Here is a 16,497-nt window from a genome sequence, read left to right as displayed (position 1 = left end):
CCTCCCAGGATGCACGGCTAGTGAAATGATATCGTTTCAATAGTTCCTGTCAACCAGACAACGAAGGTTCAAAGAGAAGTGCCTTGGTCTTTAAGGTAAGAATTTGAATATTAAAGAATATTCACGATCTGTGTGATCATCGGTGCAGCTTGGATCGTTTCCAGCCTTTCTGCCTTCGCCGGATAACGAATGCGCTCACAAAAGGTCGAGTTTAACCTTCGTTTGACTCCAGCCCGCCGTTCCGGGACGCCTGGCGCCAGTCACCCGGCCCATCCGTTCGGTCCTTCTCGAACAGGTCGGTCCAAGGCATTTCAGGCAGCCACTCCTCGCGCCGGGGAACCCACAGTTCATAGGTCGGGATGAGATCGGAGGGCGCGTCCTCCAGGCTGCCGATCATGATCTCGGCTTCGTCCGGGCTGAGCGAGAACAGGCGCGATCCGCAGTTCACGCAAAAACTTCTGCCCTGATAGGTGCCGATGTGCCCGGTCATCTCGAAAGCCGAACGTGGCCAGATGGCGAAGGCGGTGAATGCCGATCCGCTATAGGTCCGGCAGTCCTTGCAATGACAGAGACCGACCCGGATCGGCTGCCCGCTGACGCTGAAGCGGACCTCGCCGCACATGCAGCCGCCAATCCGGCGAACGGTTTCGCGGCCTTCCGTTCCATCCATGGGGCTCTCCATCTTCGGGGTGGTCGGGAATGCCCTGCGGCCTCCTCGTCCATACAGCGCCGGAAATTCAGGCGGACTTGGTCTGGGCCTGCCGCTTGCGCCGGAGCACCTCCTCGACGCCGACGATCGGCTTCGACCGTCCCGATATGGCCGTGGAGACGACGGCCGGCGGATCGCTTGCGGGGAAAGAATCCTCCAGCCCGTGCTGAAGCTGTTCCTCCAGCGTTTGCGGATTCTCGGACCGCCCCGGCGTGCGCCGTGATTGGATGTCCTCGTTGGGCTTCCTGGACTCGGGGTGGTTCCGCACTTCGGCAACGGCGTTATAGAGACGCTGGATGGCGTATTCCTTCATCGCCGAAAAATCCGGATCGTCGCCGTCCATCGCGTCGATCCGATCGACCATCTGTCTTTCAAACTTGTCGAGACAACTGGTCGTGTGGGTCTCGCATAGCTTCCGGAGCGCCTCCTGGAGCAACAACGGTCCGAAATGAGACGCCGATTTCAGCTCGACAGCCTGAATCTGGTCGCTGTTTACGCTGGAACTCGTCATGACGCTCTCCATCGCCAGGAAGGTGTTTCAAACTAACTGCGGCGAAGGAACGGAGTTCCGCAGGTATGATAATTTCGCGAGGGGGATGGTAGAACGGAAAGGAGCGTGGCCAGACACTTCCGTGAAACTATTCCGGATAACCACGCTTCTTAACCGCGTTGGAGAATTTCACGGCCGCGATGATTTCGCCAGCTGCGATTCCATGGATGTGAGCGGCCCGGTCCCGGAGCGAACCCCTCCAGGATGTCTGGGAGCGGCGGCATATCCGCATTGGCGCGCCGTGCCATGGCTCCTACATTGGAACGCAATGCCAACGCCGGAATGATCGGATGACACAGAGAACGGGCAGTGCCGATCTGCCGCTGCATGGCGGCCGCGTCCCGAAATGGCTCGGCGACCGCATGACCCGGCTCGGCGCGGTTATGTGCGAGGCGATCATCCACCATTACGGCCGCGACGAGTTGCTGCGCCGGCTGGCACAGCCTTTCTGGTTCCAGTCCTTCGGAGCCGTCATGGGAATGGATTGGCATTCCTCCGGTATCACCACCAGCGTCGTCGGCGCCTTGAAACGCGGATTGACGCCGCTGTCGAGGGAACTTGGCGTCCATGTCTGCGGCGGGCGCGGCGCCCACTCGCGCAAGACGCCGCATGAGCTTGCTGCGATCGGCGAGCGCGTCGGCTTCGACGGAGACGCACTGGCCACTGCCAGCCGCCTGGTCGCCAAGGTCGACAGCGCAGCCGTGCAGGACGGTTTCGATCTCTACCTGCACGGTTTCATCGTCACCGATGACGGCCGCTGGGTCGTCGTTCAGCAAGGAATGAACGGCGACAGCAGGGTCGCGCGCCGCTATCACTGGCTGTCCGAAGGGCTGAAGAGCTTTGTCGACCAGCCTCACGCCGCCATCGAAGGTCAGAACCAGGGCGAGATCATCAATCTGACGGACCGCCGCGCCGAGGCGTCGCGCAGCGGACAGTTGGATCTTCTGCGGACGCTCGGGCCGGACGGCATCGTGCGCGAATTCGCCGGCCTGGAAGCGGCGCCCGTGCCGACGCCGGATCAGCCGCTGCTTCCGCATCTGGTGATGCCCGCCCACCACGATGTGCGGGAAAGCGACGTGATAATGCGCCGCCTGCATGGCAACATGGTGGCGGCGGCGGAACGCGGCCCATCGGACTTTTCCGACCTGCTTCTCGTGCCGGGCGTCGGCGCCCGCACGGTGCGGGCGCTCGCCCTCGTCGCCGAGGTCGTGCATGGCGCGCCGTGCCGCTTCTCCGATCCCGGCCGCTTCTCGCTGGCGCATGGCGGCAAGGACCGGCATCCGTTTCCGGTCCCGCTGAAGGTCTATGACGAGACGATCGGCGTCCTGAAGTCGGCGGTGGCGAAGGCAAAGCTCGGCCGCGACGAGGAACTCGGCGCCCTGAAGCGATTGGACGACCAGTCGCGACTGGTCGAGCGTTACGTGACCGGCCCGAGCCTCAAGGAAATCGTCGCCTGGGAATTCGAGCAGTCCCACCTGCTTGGCGGCCGCAGCGTTTACGGCTGGGAGCCTGCGCACGACCCGGTGCGAACGGAATCGTTGAAGGGATAGAGGGCGGCACAGACGCGCGGCGAGATTTGTCGCGCATGGACGTCAACGCAGGACGGCGACCGTCGTAGACTTGATCAGGTCGAAGTCCATCTGCACGCCCAGCCCTGGCCGGTCCGGAACCTGCACCATGCCCTGCGCGTCCACGACCAGATCGTCGACCAGCCCGTATTTTTGCACGTCGTCCGGCAGGATGACCTCAAAGAATTCCGAATTCGCGATGCCGCACATGACGTGCAGGTTGGCGACGTTGTTCAGCGAGTTGCCGCCATGATGGATCTCGAAGGTCATGCGGAAGGCCTCGGCCAGATGTGCCGTCTTGACGCAAGCGGTGATGCCCCCCTTCACCGCCACGTCGCCGCGCAGATAGTCGGTCGCCTGGGCAGTGATCCACGGCGCATAGGCATGAAAATCGCCGGGCGAGAACTCGGTCGCCAGGATCGGGATGTCGAGTTTTTGCCGGAGTTTTGCGCAGTTGTAGATGTCCTCCTCGGCGAGCGGATCCTCGAACCAGTAGAAACCCATCTCCTCGATGGCGCGGCCGACGCGCAGCGCCTCGGTGTAGGTGTACATCCAGGTGGAATCGAGCATCAGGCGGTAGCCGTCTCCCACCGCTTTGCGCACCGCCTTGCAGACCTCGATATCGCCCTGCCAGCCTTTTCGCGGCGGATGGATCTTGTAGGCATGATAGCCGCGCGCCTTGGTCTCCAGCGCTTCCTCAACATAGTCGCCCACGTCGGCATGACCGGGGGAACTCGCATAGGCCGGGACGCTGGTCCTGTAGCCGCCGACCAGTCGATGGATCGGCAGGCCGGCGATCTTGCCGGCAAGGTCCCAGAGCGCGACATCGACAGCGCCGATGCAGCGCCAGGTGGTCGAGCGGAAGCGCTTGCAGATATCCAGGTGAATGCGTTCGCGATCGAGCGGATCGCGGCCGAGCAGGATCGGCTTCAGCGTCTGGATGAGCGAAAGCGAGTCGAGTTCGGCGGATTTGGTGACCGACCCCAGGAAGGCGTGACCTTCCAGCCACTCGTCGGTGTGCAGTGTCACCAGTCCCAGCGTCGAGGTGCCGTTTGTCGGCGCGTTGTGCGGGCCGAAGGTGAGTTCTCGAATGCCCCGCTGCTCGAAATGGGTGACGGTGACGTCGGTGATCCTCATCAACCTGTCTGCGTGATATGGTCAGCAACGCCGTCGCGGTGGATATTGGCAGGCGGTTCGGCGCCGACCTGCCTGCCGGCTGCGACGATGTCGGACCAGCTTATCGCGTCGATCGGCACGCCTCCCGCCTTGCGCTCGTCCGTGGTCGCGGCTTCGAGGTCGCCGGGCAGCAGCACGCCGGCATTGCCGCCGGAGCGCACCCAGCCGACGAAGGTGTCAATCTCCGGTGAAATCACGTCCGTCGTGCCCAAATGTTCCGGTGAAATGATGATCGACAGCATGCAGTTTATGGTGGCGTTGCGTTTCTTCGGGCCGGACTGCGTCTTGCCGCCGGTGAGCGCCGCGCCAAGCAATTCGCAGACGAAGGAGAGGCCCCATCCCTTGTGGTCGCCGAACGGCAGAAGGATGCCTTTCGGCTGGCCGAACAGGATGGACGGGTCGGTCGTCGGCTGCCCGTCGGCGGTGAGCAGTGCGCCGGGCGGCAGCGGCTTGCCCTGGTTCATGGCCACCCGGACCTTTCCGACGGCGAGCTTGCTGGTGGCGAAATCGAGCACGATCGGCCGCTTGCCGTCGCGCGGGATGCCGACCGAGAAAGGATTGGTGCCGACGCGCGCCGCCACGCCGCCGAACGGCGCTACGGACGGGTCGCTGACGACATTGACGAAATGGATCGAGACCAGGCCGGCTGCTGCGCATTGCTCCGCCCAGTGACCGATGCGGCCGACATGGTGGCTGTTGCGCAGGCCGACCAGCGCCACGCCCTTGTCGCGCGCCTTGACGATCCCGATCGCAATCGCGTCATGCGCCATCACTTGGCCGTAGCCGCCATTGCCGTCGCAGATCAGCAAACTGTCGGTTTCGGTGACTGTTGTCAGGGACTGGTTAGGCAGAAGGTCGCCGGACTGTAGGTTGCGCACATAGATCGGGATCGAGCCGACGCCATGCGAATCATGGCCGCGCAGGTTGGAATCGACCAGATGCCGGGCGATCAGCCGCGCCTCGCGGTCGGAAGACGACGCAGCGAGAAAAATGTCGGCGACGTAATCATGCAATCTGCCTTCGTCGACGAGGACTGGCTCTACGGCCATTCAAGGACTCCGTGGGGTTGAGGGTGCGGCCAACGAAAACGGCTGCCCACAGCCAAGCGGGCGGCCGTTTCGTCGATTGCCGGTTCAGTTGACGGTGATGGAGGCGAGATAGGGTGCCTCGATCGGCGAGAATTGCAGGCCGGAGACGTTGGAGCGTGCCACGTAGACGATCTTCAGGTCGCCCCAGAAGACGCCGACCGCATCGTCCCAGATGATCTTGGTCGCCTCGGCATAGATCTGCTTGCGCTTTTCCTGGTCGCTCTCGGCCTTGGCCGCCAGCAGCAGCTTGTCGAGATCGGGATTGGCGTAGTTCATCTCCTTGTTCTCGGAATAGTAGAGCCGCCCGACGGTGTAGTCGGCGTCCAGCGTAAGCGCCGGATTGGACGACAGCACCATGTCCCAATTCATCTCGCGGAAATTCTGGGTGAAGATGGCGCGTTCCTGCTCCAGCGGCCGCACCTTCACGCCGATCGCATCCCAGTAGGAGATGAAGGTCTGGGCGAAATCTGAGATGCCGGGGAAGAAGTTCTGGCCGAACAGGATGCTGGTTTCAAAACCTTCCGGCAGGCCCGCCTCGGCCAGCAGCGCCTTCGCCTTTTCCGGATCATAGGCATAGGGGTCGAGCGGCGTGAAGCCGAACACCGTTTCCGGGATGACGTTGCGCGCCGGCGTGCCGGTCTCGGGCTTCAGGTCGCGCAGCACCTTGGTGGTGTCGATCGCGTACCACATGGCGCGGCGCACACGCGCATCGTCGAACGGTTTGCGAGCGGCATTGAACCAAGCGTAGCCGTAAGTGGCGCTCGGCACCACGTCCACCTTGACTGCGCTGTCGCCGCGCAACTGGGCGAGTTCGTCGTCCGAGAACGCCCACGCGATGTCGACTTCGCCATTGAGGATCGCGGTGACCCGCGCCGTCTGCTCGGGGATGTTGACGAATTGCAGGCCCTCGATCTTCGGCTTCTCGCCCCAGTAGTCGGGATTGGTTTCCAGGGTGAGGGTGTCGCCCGGCGAAAAATCCTCGATCTTGAACGGGCCGGTGCCTGGCAGAATGACGCCCGCGCCGTATTCCTCCGGACCCTTGGCAGTGACCCCTTCCGAGGGAGCAATCGACAGGAACGAGGTGATGCGCAGGAACGGGCCGACCGGATTCTTCAGGTGGATGACCACCGTGTGCGGGTCGGGCGTGTCGACGCTTTCCAGCACCTTCCACTGACTGGCGAGGCCGCCCTTGGCTTTCGACAGGCGCTCGGCCGACGCCTTCACATCGGCGGAATCGAAATCGGTGCCGTCGTGGAATTTGACGCCGGAGCGCAGCTTGAACTCCCAGGTCTTGTCGTCGATCTGCTTCCAGCTTTCGGCCAGCACCGGTACAGGCTGGTCGCCGTCGAATTTCACCAGTGTCTCGAAGATCTGGCGCGCGACGAGCACGGATTCGCGCAGCAGTGCGTTCGGCCCATGCGGATCGATGTCGATGATGGTGCGCGGCGGCGACACTTTTACCACCTGGGCCGAGGCGGCGGTGGAAAGCAGCGCCGCGGCCAAGGCGATCAGAATTTTCCTCATCTCTTCCTCCCAAAGAATGTGGTCGCCGGCGTACGGCGCGGCCGGCACCTAACCGTATTTGTCATAGACATGTCAAGACAGGTAGGAAAATTTGGTTGTAATTTGTAATTTTGGGCGATAGCTGCCGCACGAGACCCAGGCGAACGCCGAGCGATCGCGCTTTTGAGAAGCGTTCTTGCTCGCATGAAACGTGGAACAGCGATTTCTCGAACAAACAGATTACAAATTTGATATGACAGTCAGCCGCAAAATCCCTGTCCTCCAGATCGGCGCGATGCCACCCGCCGCGGAAGCGCTGCTCGCTGATCGGTTCGAGCTTGCTGCATTCGCCGATGAAGCTCAGGCTCTGGCGGATACAGGCGGCCTGAGAGGTGTTCGGGGCATCGCCACTTCGGGCAAAGCGCCGATCGGTGCCGAGTTGATCCAAGCGCTGCCGGGCCTTCGGGTCATCTCCTGCCTTGGCGCAGGATTCGATGGCATCGACGTTTCCGCCGCGCGGGCGCGAGGCGTCGAGGTCGCTACCACGTCGTGCGCGCTCGCGGCTGATGTCGCAGACGTCGCCATGGGCCTGATAATCGCCACCGCTCGCGCTTTTGTCGGCGCCGACCGCTTCGTGCGGGAAGGAGGCTGGGCGCGGGAGCGCTACCCGCTCGGGCGTTCGCTTGGTGGCGCAAGCATGGGCATCGTCGGCCTGGGCAATATCGGCAGCGCGATAGCGCGGCGCGCCTCGGCTTTCGACATACAGGTCGCCTATACGGCGCGGCGGCAGGTCGAAGGCGCACCCTGGACCTATTTCGCCGAACTGGCCGAACTCGCCCGCTGGTCAAGATTCCTCGTGCTGTGCTGCCCCGGCGGCCGCGAGACCTACAGGTTGATCGGCGAAAACATCCTGTCGGCGCTCGGGACCGACGGCATCCTGATCAACGTCGCGCGTGGCTCCGTCGTCGACGAGGCAGCACTTGCGCAAGCCATTGCGGTCGGCGCCATCGCCGGCGCCGGGCTCGACGTGTTCGAAGACGAGCCGAAACCGCACCCCGCGCTGCTGGCCAGCCCACGTGTCACTCTGCTGCCGCATATCGGCAGCGCTACGGTCGAAACGCGTCAAAAGATGGCGCAAGCCATGGTCGATGCGCTGGTGAGCGCGCTTGAGGTGGATTGAAACGCCTCCGAAGGGCCGGCCACACGCAACGTCAAGCGCCGACGATCCGCGATTCAGAGGTCGTCGGTCACCGGGATGCGGTTGATCATGTATTCGTAGGCGCTCTGGATATGATAGCGCATATACTCCCGCGCGTCGTCGGCCTGGCGGCGCTCGATCAGCCGCAGGATCTCGCGGTGTTCGCCATTGATCCGGGTGCGGTGTTCGACCGGGTCGGGCGCCTTGGTGGCGCTGCATAGCCGGAGATAGACCTGGAAGCCGGGCTGCGACCTGATCATCTGCATGGATTTTTCGAGGAAAGGATTGTCGGCCGCCGCCACGACGGATTTGTGAAAATCGAACGCTTCGAGCGGCTCCTGGCTGAAGGTCGGGAATGTATGGGTCGGCGGGTAGACACATTCGCTGATGCGCTTCAGTGATGCCGGCCCATGCCGCAGCGCGGCCAGATAGGCGGCCTCGCTCTCGATCAGCAGACGGAACTCGAAGCACCGCTGCAGGTCTCGGACGCTGCTGCCCTGGAAAACCTCGCTTCGCTTCGCCGCAGCGCTCTCGGGCTCCCGGATCACGACCGTTCCGGACCCCTGGACGGAGCGCACCAATCCCTTGCTGCGCAGCCTTGCGATCGCGGAGCGCACGACCGGGCGCGAGACCTGGAAATGCTGGCTGAGTTCGTTCTCGGTAGGGAGCTTGCCTTCGTAGGGAATGCGGCCCTCTTCGATCCAGCTCAGCAAGGATCGGTAGACGGCGTCGCTCCGGTTGCCCTCCCGCATCGATGGATTGGGGGGCAGACTATCCGCAGTCAGAGCGTCAGGGGTCGAATCCATGGCGCTGTATCTAGCATATGGAGCGCAAATTTGGCAAGTGTTGTTACAAATCAATTACAAATAGCTTGACAGCTTGTCGGCCCTGCGTAAGTTGCGGCCGGATTTGTCATGGGTCGCCGGGGTGCGCAAGCTGCAATGAAGAAAATCTCGGTCTCCGACCTGCGAAGCCAGCGCTGGTATAATTCGCCGGCGATGCGCACCTTCAATCATCGCTCTCGCACCTTCCAGATCGGCTATTCGAAGGCCGATTTCGAGAACAAGCCGGTCATCGCCATCATCAACACCTGGAGTGATTTCAACCAGTGCCATTCGCATTTCAAGCAGCGGGTGGAGGAGGTGAAGCGCGGCATCTGGCAGGCCGGTGGCTTCCCCATCGAGGTCCCCGCCATCTCACTCAGCGAGCCGATCATGAAACCGAGCACCATGCTCTACCGCAACCTGCTTGCGATGGAGACCGAAGAGGTGCTGCGCGCCCACCCTGTGGATGGCGCGGTGCTGATGGGCGGCTGCGACAAGACCACGCCCGGCCTGCTGATGGGCGCGTTCAGCATGAACCTGCCATGCATCTTCGTTCCCGCCGGCCCGATGCTCAATGCGCGCTGGCGCGGCCATACGCTGGGCAGCGGCAGCGACAACTGGAAGTTCTGGGATGAAAAACGCGCCGGCAACATCACCGACGCGCAGTGGCAAAGCATGGAGGAATCGATCGCGCGCTCGCCCGGCCATTGCATGACAATGGGCACCGCCTCGACGATGACAAGCGCCGCCGAAGCGCTCGGCGTGACGCTGCCCGGCGCGGCGTCGATCCCGGCGCCGGACTCCAACCATTCCCGCATGGCGTCCGATTCCGGACGCCGCATCGTCGAGATGGTGTGGGAGGACATGCGTCCGAAAAGCTTCATCGACATGCGCTCGTTCGAGAACGCCGTGAGTGTCGTCATGGCGCTCGGCGGTTCGACCAACGCGGTGATTCACCTCATCGCCATGGCGCGTCGGCTGTCGATACCGCTCGACCTCGAAACCTTCGACCGTCTGTCCAGACGCACGCCGGTGATCGCCAATCTGCGGCCATCGGGAAAATTCCTGATGGAGGATTTTTATTATGCCGGCGGCCTGCGGGCGCTGATCCGCAACATGCTGAGCCTGCTGCATGCCGACAGCATGACCGCCAACGGCCGCACGCTGGCGGACAATGTCGCCGATGCCGATTGTTTCGACACGGATGTGATCCGGCCGCTCGACAAGCCGATCCTCGCGGAGGGCGGACTGGTCGTGCTCAAGGGCACGCTGGCGCCGCAGGGCGCCGTGATCAAGCCGGCGGCGGCGACTCCGGCGCTGATGAAGCACCGCGGCCGGGCGGTCACCTTTTCCGACCGCGACGACCTGGCGAAGCGCATCGACGATCCGGATCTGGATATCAATGAAGACGACGTGATCGTGCTCAAGGGCGCGGGACCGGTCGGCGCGCCGGGCATGCCGGAATGGGGCGCGCTGCCTGTCCCGAAGAAACTGCTAGTCAAGGGCGTGCGCGACATGCTGCGCATTTCCGATGCGCGCATGAGCGGCACCAGCTTCGGCGCCTGCGTGCTGCATGTGTCGCCGGAATCCGCGCGCGGCGGGCCGCTCGCTTTGGTCAAGGACGGCGACATCATCGAGATCGACGTGGCCGAGCGACGCCTCGACCTGCTTGTACCCGAGGAGGAAATGGCGCGCCGCCGCGCCTCCTGGCGGGAGCCGCCGCCCTATTATTCGCGCGGCTACGGTGCGATGTTCGCCAAACATGTGACCTCGGCGGACCAGGGCTGCGACTTCGATTTCCTCGAGCCGGCGGGCGAGACGCCCGAACCCAAGATTTATTGATCCATTCGACACCGGGATAGTGCCCATGCCGACCGAAGCCGACACGGAAATCATCGACCGCCTGAAACGCTGCGGCGCCGCGACCCTGTCAACGATCATGACCAAGCGGGGGCTGAACCACGTCTTCATGACCGGCGTCGCACCGCTGCCGGGCTCGAAGCCGCGCATGGTCGGCCGCGCCTTTACCATGCGCTCCGTCGCCATGCGCGAGGACAAGCTGGCCGAGGACAAGGCGATGAACCCGCGCCTCAACATGCAGCGGCGCGCCACCGAGGAATGCGGCGTCGGCGAAGTGCTGGTGATCGACTGCCGGGGTGACGCCAACGGTGCCAGCGGCGGCATGATGCTGTTCGAGCGGATGCGGCTGCGCGGCTGCGCCGGCGTTGTCTCGGACGGCGGCGTCCGCGACGCCTGGGAGATCGCCGAGACCGGATTTCCCGTCTATGCCAAGGCCGTCTGTCCGCCCAACAGCACGCTTGCCCATCGCTTCATCGAACTCAACGTGCCCGTCAGTTGCGGCGGCGTCGCTGTCTATCCCGGCGACTTAATCGCCGGCGACCCGGACGGCGTGATGGTCGTGCCGCAGGAGATCGCCGACCAAGTCTCGCACGAGGCGCTGGCCCACGAGGAGCAGGAAGAATTCATCCTGCGTCGCATCCGCGCCGGCGCGCCGATCTACGGCACTTACCCGCTCGAGGGTGAGGGACTGGTGGAATATGAAGCCGAGCGCGCGGCGCGCCGCAAAGGTTGATTGGCAATGTCGGTGCAGGCCAGCTTAGGTCGAAGGCCGATGGCGATGCAGGGAGGCAATCAGCCGTTGACGGTGACAAACCTGAATGGCGAGGCCGGTCCGGCGGTTGTTGCTCCGCTGCTTTCGGTGTGCGACCTGTCGATTCGCGCCGGAAGTCTCGAACTCGTGCGTGGCGTGAGCTTCGATCTCCAGCCCGGCACCATGACGGCGCTGGTCGGCGAATCCGGCAGCGGCAAGAGCCTGATGGCGCAGGCGATCCTCGGGCTGCTGGATCGCGAGGTCTATGCGGTGACCGGTTCCGATCTGCGGTTTCAGGGCAGCCGGCTCGGCTTCGACGGCAACCGCCTGCCCAAGGGCTTTCGCGGCCAACTGACCGGCTATGTGATGCAGGACCCATCGTCGGCGCTCGACCCGACCATGACGGTCGGACGGCAGATCGCGGAGATGTTCGTCGTGCATCGCGGCATGGACATGCGCTCGGCGCTGAAGGAGGCGGCGAGAATGCTCGACTTCGTGCGCATACCGAACGCCGCAAGCCGTATCGGCGACTACCCGCACCAGTTTTCCGGCGGCATGAAGCAGCGCGTGCTGATCGCCATGGCCGTGGCGCTGTCGCCCCGCCTGCTGATCGCCGACGAGCCGACGACGGCGCTGGACGTGACGGTGCAGGCCGAGATCCTTGCGCTGATCGAAGATTTGCGTGTCCAACTCGACATGGCCGTACTGATCATCACCCACGATTTCGGCGTCGTCTATCAATGCGCCGACCGCGTGATGGTGATGTATGCCGGCAAGCTGGTGGAAGGCGGCGAGACGCTGCAGATCACCGAGAACGGGCGTCATCCCTATACGCGCGGACTGATCGCCTCCATTCCCGATCTTGACGATCTCGACCGGCCGGTGGTGGCCATCCCCGGCCAGCCGCCACGCCCGGAATCAAGCTGGATCGACAGTTGCGCCTTTCATCCGCGCTGCGCCTGGAAGGCTGAGCGCTGTCTCGCCGAGGCGCCTGACATGGAGCAGCTCGACGGCGGCGACATCGTCCGCTGTTTCGAGTGGCCACGCGTCGTCGCGGATGCACGGCCATGACCGCCGCGCTGGAAATCGAGCGCTTGAATTTCGCCTATCCCTCCAGCGGGTTGATGTCTTCCGGCGGGGCCGCACTCAAGGCCTTAGACGACGTCAGCCTGTCGGTTGAGCCGGGGCGCGTGCTGGGCATCGTCGGCGAATCCGGCAGCGGCAAGACCACGCTGCTGCGCACCATCGTCGGCCTGAACCGGGGATATTCCGGCGCGATCCGCTACCGGGGCCAGATGGTCGACCATGCGGCCGGCAAAACGCGGCTGGCGCCGTTTCGCGCCGGCGTGCAGATGATCTTCCAGGACCCGGGCGGCAGCCTCAATCCGTTCCGGACGATCCGCCAGACGCTGATGGCGGCGCTCGCTCGCGTTCCTTCCGCCGTGCCGGACGCAACACGCCTCGGCGCGCTGCTGGATCAGGTCGGCATCAACGCATCGGCGCTCGACCGGCGGCCCTCCGAATTTTCCGGCGGCCAGTTGCAGCGGCTTGCCATCGCCAGGGCGCTGGCCTGCGACCCGACCGTGTTCCTCTGCGACGAGCCCACCTCGGCGCTCGACGTCTCCATCCAGGCGCAGATCCTGGACCTCTTCGCGAAGCTGAAGAATGAAGGCCGCGCCTTCGTCTTCGTCACCCACAATCTCGGCGTGCTCGGCCACATCGCCGATACGATCGCCGTGATGTTCCGCGGCCGCGTCGTCGAGGCCGGACCGGCGCGCCGGCTGATCGCCGAGCCGAAAGAGGCCTATACGGCTGCACTGATCGCAGCGTCGCCCCGCCTGAAACATCGCGGCGTGCTGCTCGACAATGCCCGCCGCCGACTAGCGCCGCAGGCTGCCGCTGCTGGGAGCGCATTATGATCGGCTATGTCGGCTCCCGCCTGTTCAACGCCGCCGCCACCCTGGTCGCGGCCGTGATCGCCACCTTCATCATGATCCGCATCGCGCCCGGTGACCCGGTTCTGGTCCTGCTCGGCGACTTGGCGACACCCGACCAGATTGCAGCGGCGCGGATCGAATACGGGCTCGACCGGCCGATCTACGAGCAGTTGCTGATCTATCTCGGCAAGGCGTTCACGCTGGATTTCGGCAATTCGATCATCCAGGGCCGGCCGGCCGTCGATATCGTGGCGCAGCGCATGCTGGCGACGCTGACGCTGGGCGCCGTCACCTTTGCGCTGGTCATCGCGGCGGCGCTGCCGCTCGGGCTGCTCGCGGCGCTTTACCGCGACCGCTGGTTCGACAAGGCGACCTCCAACACATCGCTGGTGGTGCTGGGCATTCCCGATTTCTGGCTCGGGCTGGTGTTCATCCTGGTGTTCGCCCGCTGGATACAGGTCCTGCCAAGCTCGGGATGGTCGTCGCCGAGTTCGATCGTGCTGCCGGCCGTCACCCTTGCATTGCCGCTGATCGCGGTGAACATGCGGCTGATGCGCAACGAGGCGATCGGCGTTTTGAACTCCAACATGGTCAAGATCCTGCGGGCCAAGGGCATGCCGACATCGCGCATCGTCAGCCACCACGTGCTGCGCAACGCGCTGCTGCCGGTGCTGACCGTCGGCGGCGTGCAGTTCGGGCATCTTCTCGGCGGCGCCGTGATCGTCGAGACGGTATTCGGCTGGCCGGGGCTCGGCAAGGAACTGATCGGCGCCATCGGATACCGCGACTATGCGGTGGTGCAGGCCTGCATCTTCATCATGACCTTCCTGGTGGTGGCTGTGAATTTCGCAGTCGATTTCGGCTACAGGCTGATCGATCCGCGTCTGAGGCGGGCCTGACCATGGCGGCGACGGCTTTTTCCTCGCGCGTGCCCGGCATGCGGCTGGCTTTTTCCGAAATGCTGGCGCTGGGTTTTGTCGCCCTGTTCTTCATGGTCGGGCTGGCCGGCCCCTATCTGGTCGATTTCAATCCGGCCGCCACCGATACCGCGATGCGGCTGAAGCCGCCGATGACCACGCTGGCCAACGGCACCATCGCCTGGTTCGGTACCGACGCGGTCGGACGCGATGTCGTGCGGCAGGTGATCTATGGTGCACGCGTGTCGCTTTTGGTCGGTTTCACCTCGGCGGCGTTGGCGGCGGCCTTCGGCGTCGTCATCGGCGTGTGGGCTGGTTGGGCCGGTCGGCGGACGGAACAGGTGCTGATGCGCATCGTCGACATCCAGCTTGCTTTCCCGTCGATCCTGATCGCGGTCTTCCTGGCCGCCTTCATCCAGTCCAGCCTGCTGTCGGTGATCGTCATCCTTGCCGTGACGCGCTGGGCGGTGGTCGCCCGCGTCGCCCGCGCCATCACCGCGCGGTCGCTGACCAAGAGCTACGTCGAGGCGGCGATCATCTCCGGTGAGAGCACCCTGAGGATCGTGCGCGACTGCATCCTGCCGAATCTCTGGATCCCGCTGCTCATCCTGATGTCGGCGGAACTCAGCCTGATCATCCTCGCCGAGGCGTCGCTCGGCTTCCTCGGCTTGGGCACGCCGATCGACGTGCCGTCCTGGGGGCGCATCATCTCTTCGGGCCGCAACTATCTGGCCAACGCCTGGTGGATTGCCACGTTGCCCGGGCTGGTCATCGTCGTCGTGGTGGTGTCTATCGGCGTGGCCGGCGAGGTGCTGCGCCGGCGGCTCGGCCGCGGCGCCGGCGCTGCCCTGTGAACGTGGAAACCCTTTGATGATCTACGACTTCTGTGTGGTCGGCGGCGGCATCGTCGGTCTGGCGACGGCGCTTGAACTGCTCCGCCAGAGGCCCGGCGCCAGCCTGCTGCTGCTCGAGAAGGAAGCGCGCGTCGGCCAGCACCAGACCGGCCACAACAGCGGCGTCATCCATGCCGGTATCTATTATGCCCCCGGTAGCCTGAAGGCGAAACTTAGCTTCGAGGGCCTGCGCGCCACCAAGGCGTTCTGCGACGAGCACGGCATCGTCTACGACACCTGCGGCAAGCTCATCGTCGCCACCAACGACGTCGAACTGCGCCGCACCGAAGCCCTTTTCGAGCGTGCCACCGCCAACGGTCTGAAACTGTCGCGCATCAGTTCGGGCGAGTTGCGGGAAATCGAGCCCAACATCACCGGCATCGGCGCCCTGCTCAGCCCGGAGACGGCGATCGTCAGCTATCGGCAAATCTGCGAGAAGATGGCCGATCTCCTGAGGGCGGCGGACACCGAAATCCGCCTCGGCAATGCCGTCACCGGGATCAAGGAGGAGGCGGACGCCGTGCGGATCGAAGCCGGCGGCGAGACCTGGTCGGCGCGAAAACTCATTTGTTGCGGCGGACTGCAGTCGGACCGGCTTGCTTGCATGGCCGGGGCGAAGGTCGACTTCCGCATCGTACCGTTCCGCGGCGAATATTTCGTGCTGCCACCGGCGCGAAATCAGATTGTCAAACACCTGATCTATCCCGCACCTGATCCCAACCTCCCCTTCCTGGGCATCCATCTGACACGCATGATCGACGGCAGCGTCACGGTCGGCCCGAACGCCGTGCTGGGGTTTTCGCGGGAAGGCTATCCGAGGCTTTCCTTCGATTTTCGCGACGCGCTCGACCTGCTGACCTTTCCGGGTTTCTGGAAGCTGGTGGCGAAGAACCGCCGACACGCCTTTGCCGAACTGAGGAATTCGTTGTGGAGAAGCGGTTATCTGGAGGAGTGCCGCAAATACTGCCCGAGCCTGACCCTCGATGATCTGCAGCCCTATCCGGCCGGCATCCGTGCGCAGGCGGTGACGCCGCGAGGCGAGGCGATCCACGATTTCCTGTTCGCCGAGACGAAAAGGACGCTGCATGTTTGCAATGCCCCATCACCGGCCGCGACCTCGGCGATCCCGATCGGCCGGATGATCGCCGCAAAACTGCTTGGCTGACCCGAGTTGGCTTGACAATGAAGTGCCGTGATCTGGCGCGCAGACGAAACGGTCGTGCATGCCGGCTCGATCTGTCGTGACCACGTGCAAAGCAAGGGTCAATCCCGTCGGTGTCGTTCTGTGCAGGAGCCTCAAGCTGCCCCTTGCCGTTTGAGAGCCCGGCTGCGGAAGGAAACCGTCATGACTGAGAGCAACTCCAATACGATTTTGCCACAAACCCATGACCATGTTCTAAGGCCTGTTGAGATTCAGGATTCCGTCTGAGGCTTGATCGTGATTCAAGCCTCGGATGGAACGATTCGTACTGACGGACGCCCAATGGGCGAGGATGGAACCGCATTGTCTGGGCAAGCCGACG

Annotated in this window: 17 protein-coding genes; 10 read left to right on the top strand and 7 right to left on the bottom strand. The window is 63.9% G+C overall.

Features of this window, described 5'->3' with window-relative positions; genetic code table 11:
* Window positions 1-211: 211 nt before the first annotated feature.
* Window positions 212-670: a GFA family protein gene (locus ACH196_RS28650; protein ID WP_396650252.1), complete on the bottom strand. Its 459-nt coding sequence runs from the start codon at window positions 668-670 to the stop codon at window positions 212-214.
* Between the two features lie 67 nt (window positions 671-737).
* Window positions 738-1,220 (bottom strand): hypothetical protein, encoded by a 483-nt coding sequence (locus ACH196_RS28645; RefSeq protein ID WP_396650251.1) that lies wholly within the window; start codon window positions 1,218-1,220, stop codon window positions 738-740.
* Between the two features lie 329 nt (window positions 1,221-1,549).
* Here ACH196_RS28645 and ACH196_RS28640 point away from each other — a divergent pair, with 329 nt between their 5' ends.
* Entirely contained in the window at window positions 1,550-2,809 is a 1,260-nt protein-coding gene (locus tag ACH196_RS28640; protein WP_396650250.1) for a DUF763 domain-containing protein, read from the top strand.
* A gap of 42 nt (window positions 2,810-2,851) precedes the next feature.
* On the opposite strand, the gene ACH196_RS28635 is transcribed toward ACH196_RS28640, so the two are convergent.
* The 4 genes from ACH196_RS28635 to ACH196_RS28620 form a co-directional block, all read right to left on the bottom strand.
* The gene (locus tag ACH196_RS28635; RefSeq protein ID WP_396650249.1) at window positions 2,852-3,964 is read right to left on the bottom strand and encodes an enolase C-terminal domain-like protein; all 1,113 of its coding nucleotides are present in this window, start codon (window positions 3,962-3,964) and stop codon (window positions 2,852-2,854) included.
* Entirely contained in the window at window positions 3,964-5,052 is a 1,089-nt protein-coding gene (locus tag ACH196_RS28630; RefSeq protein ID WP_396650248.1) for a malate/lactate/ureidoglycolate dehydrogenase, read from the bottom strand. Before ACH196_RS28630 ends, ACH196_RS28635 begins: the two co-directional genes overlap by 1 nt.
* A gap of 84 nt (window positions 5,053-5,136) precedes the next feature.
* Window positions 5,137-6,615 (bottom strand): ABC transporter substrate-binding protein, encoded by a 1,479-nt coding sequence (locus ACH196_RS28625; RefSeq protein WP_396650247.1) that lies wholly within the window; start codon window positions 6,613-6,615, stop codon window positions 5,137-5,139.
* A 61-nt stretch (window positions 6,616-6,676) separates the two neighbouring features.
* Complete coding sequence (locus ACH196_RS28620; protein WP_396650246.1) at window positions 6,677-7,042, bottom strand: hypothetical protein; 366 nt, start codon at window positions 7,040-7,042, stop codon at window positions 6,677-6,679.
* Between ACH196_RS28620 and ACH196_RS28615 the strand changes: the two genes are divergently transcribed.
* Window positions 7,034-7,774: an NAD(P)-dependent oxidoreductase gene (locus tag ACH196_RS28615; RefSeq protein WP_396650245.1), complete on the top strand. Its 741-nt coding sequence runs from the start codon at window positions 7,034-7,036 to the stop codon at window positions 7,772-7,774. The genes ACH196_RS28620 and ACH196_RS28615 overlap by 9 nt on opposite strands.
* A gap of 53 nt (window positions 7,775-7,827) precedes the next feature.
* On the opposite strand, the gene ACH196_RS28610 is transcribed toward ACH196_RS28615, so the two are convergent.
* On the bottom strand, window positions 7,828-8,598 hold the full coding sequence (locus ACH196_RS28610; protein WP_396650244.1) for a FadR/GntR family transcriptional regulator: 771 nt from the start codon (window positions 8,596-8,598) through the stop codon (window positions 7,828-7,830).
* Window positions 8,599-8,733: 135 nt separating this feature from the next.
* Between ACH196_RS28610 and araD the strand changes: the two genes are divergently transcribed.
* From araD to lhgO, 8 genes are read left to right on the top strand one after another with little or no spacing between them, the layout of a single operon-like run.
* Window positions 8,734-10,458 carry an L-arabinonate dehydratase gene (gene araD / locus ACH196_RS28605; protein WP_396650243.1) on the top strand — a complete coding sequence of 575 codons (1,725 nt, stop codon included), beginning with the start codon at window positions 8,734-8,736 and terminating at the stop codon, window positions 10,456-10,458.
* Window positions 10,459-10,483: 25 nt separating this feature from the next.
* Entirely contained in the window at window positions 10,484-11,209 is a 726-nt protein-coding gene (locus ACH196_RS28600) for a ribonuclease activity regulator RraA (protein WP_396650242.1), read from the top strand.
* Window positions 11,210-11,248: 39 nt separating this feature from the next.
* Entirely contained in the window at window positions 11,249-12,298 is a 1,050-nt protein-coding gene (locus tag ACH196_RS28595; protein ID WP_396650241.1) for an ABC transporter ATP-binding protein, read from the top strand.
* Window positions 12,195-12,407 (top strand): hypothetical protein, encoded by a 213-nt coding sequence (locus tag ACH196_RS28590; protein ID WP_396650282.1) that lies wholly within the window; start codon window positions 12,195-12,197, stop codon window positions 12,405-12,407. The genes ACH196_RS28595 and ACH196_RS28590 overlap by 104 nt, the downstream gene beginning before the upstream one ends.
* Window positions 12,352-13,146 (top strand): ABC transporter ATP-binding protein, encoded by a 795-nt coding sequence (locus ACH196_RS28585; RefSeq protein WP_396650281.1) that lies wholly within the window; start codon window positions 12,352-12,354, stop codon window positions 13,144-13,146. Before ACH196_RS28590 ends, ACH196_RS28585 begins: the two co-directional genes overlap by 56 nt.
* Window positions 13,143-14,063 carry an ABC transporter permease gene (locus ACH196_RS28580; RefSeq protein ID WP_396650240.1) on the top strand — a complete coding sequence of 307 codons (921 nt, stop codon included), beginning with the start codon at window positions 13,143-13,145 and terminating at the stop codon, window positions 14,061-14,063. The genes ACH196_RS28585 and ACH196_RS28580 overlap by 4 nt, the downstream gene beginning before the upstream one ends.
* A gap of 2 nt (window positions 14,064-14,065) precedes the next feature.
* Entirely contained in the window at window positions 14,066-14,935 is an 870-nt protein-coding gene (locus tag ACH196_RS28575; RefSeq protein ID WP_396650239.1) for an ABC transporter permease, read from the top strand.
* 19 nt (window positions 14,936-14,954) lie between these two features.
* On the top strand, window positions 14,955-16,139 hold the full coding sequence (gene lhgO / locus ACH196_RS28570) for an L-2-hydroxyglutarate oxidase (RefSeq protein ID WP_396650280.1): 1,185 nt from the start codon (window positions 14,955-14,957) through the stop codon (window positions 16,137-16,139).
* Window positions 16,140-16,497 lie beyond the last annotated feature (358 nt).

Source organism: Mesorhizobium sp. IMUNJ 23232, assembly GCF_044326205.1.
GTDB lineage: Bacteria > Pseudomonadota > Alphaproteobacteria > Rhizobiales > Rhizobiaceae > Kumtagia.
Note: the sequence above shows the minus strand (reverse complement) of the source record. Positions and strands in the feature narration are given on the sequence as shown.

Coding starts and splice junctions, on each gene's coding strand:
- ACH196_RS28625 (WP_396650247.1), bottom strand. CDS start 6,615: ATGAGGAAAATTCTGATCGCCTTGGCCGCGGCGCTGCTTTCCACCGCC.
- araD (WP_396650243.1), top strand. CDS start 8,734: ATGAAGAAAATCTCGGTCTCCGACCTGCGAAGCCAGCGCTGGTATAAT.
- ACH196_RS28645 (WP_396650251.1), bottom strand. CDS start 1,220: ATGACGAGTTCCAGCGTAAACAGCGACCAGATTCAGGCTGTCGAGCTG.
- ACH196_RS28575 (WP_396650239.1), top strand. CDS start 14,066: ATGGCGGCGACGGCTTTTTCCTCGCGCGTGCCCGGCATGCGGCTGGCT.
- ACH196_RS28635 (WP_396650249.1), bottom strand. CDS start 3,964: ATGAGGATCACCGACGTCACCGTCACCCATTTCGAGCAGCGGGGCATT.
- ACH196_RS28610 (WP_396650244.1), bottom strand. CDS start 8,598: ATGGATTCGACCCCTGACGCTCTGACTGCGGATAGTCTGCCCCCCAAT.
- ACH196_RS28595 (WP_396650241.1), top strand. CDS start 11,249: ATGGCGATGCAGGGAGGCAATCAGCCGTTGACGGTGACAAACCTGAAT.
- ACH196_RS28585 (WP_396650281.1), top strand. CDS start 12,352: ATGTCTTCCGGCGGGGCCGCACTCAAGGCCTTAGACGACGTCAGCCTG.
- ACH196_RS28630 (WP_396650248.1), bottom strand. CDS start 5,052: ATGGCCGTAGAGCCAGTCCTCGTCGACGAAGGCAGATTGCATGATTAC.
- ACH196_RS28600 (WP_396650242.1), top strand. CDS start 10,484: ATGCCGACCGAAGCCGACACGGAAATCATCGACCGCCTGAAACGCTGC.
- ACH196_RS28640 (WP_396650250.1), top strand. CDS start 1,550: ATGACACAGAGAACGGGCAGTGCCGATCTGCCGCTGCATGGCGGCCGC.
- ACH196_RS28650 (WP_396650252.1), bottom strand. CDS start 670: ATGGATGGAACGGAAGGCCGCGAAACCGTTCGCCGGATTGGCGGCTGC.
- ACH196_RS28580 (WP_396650240.1), top strand. CDS start 13,143: ATGATCGGCTATGTCGGCTCCCGCCTGTTCAACGCCGCCGCCACCCTG.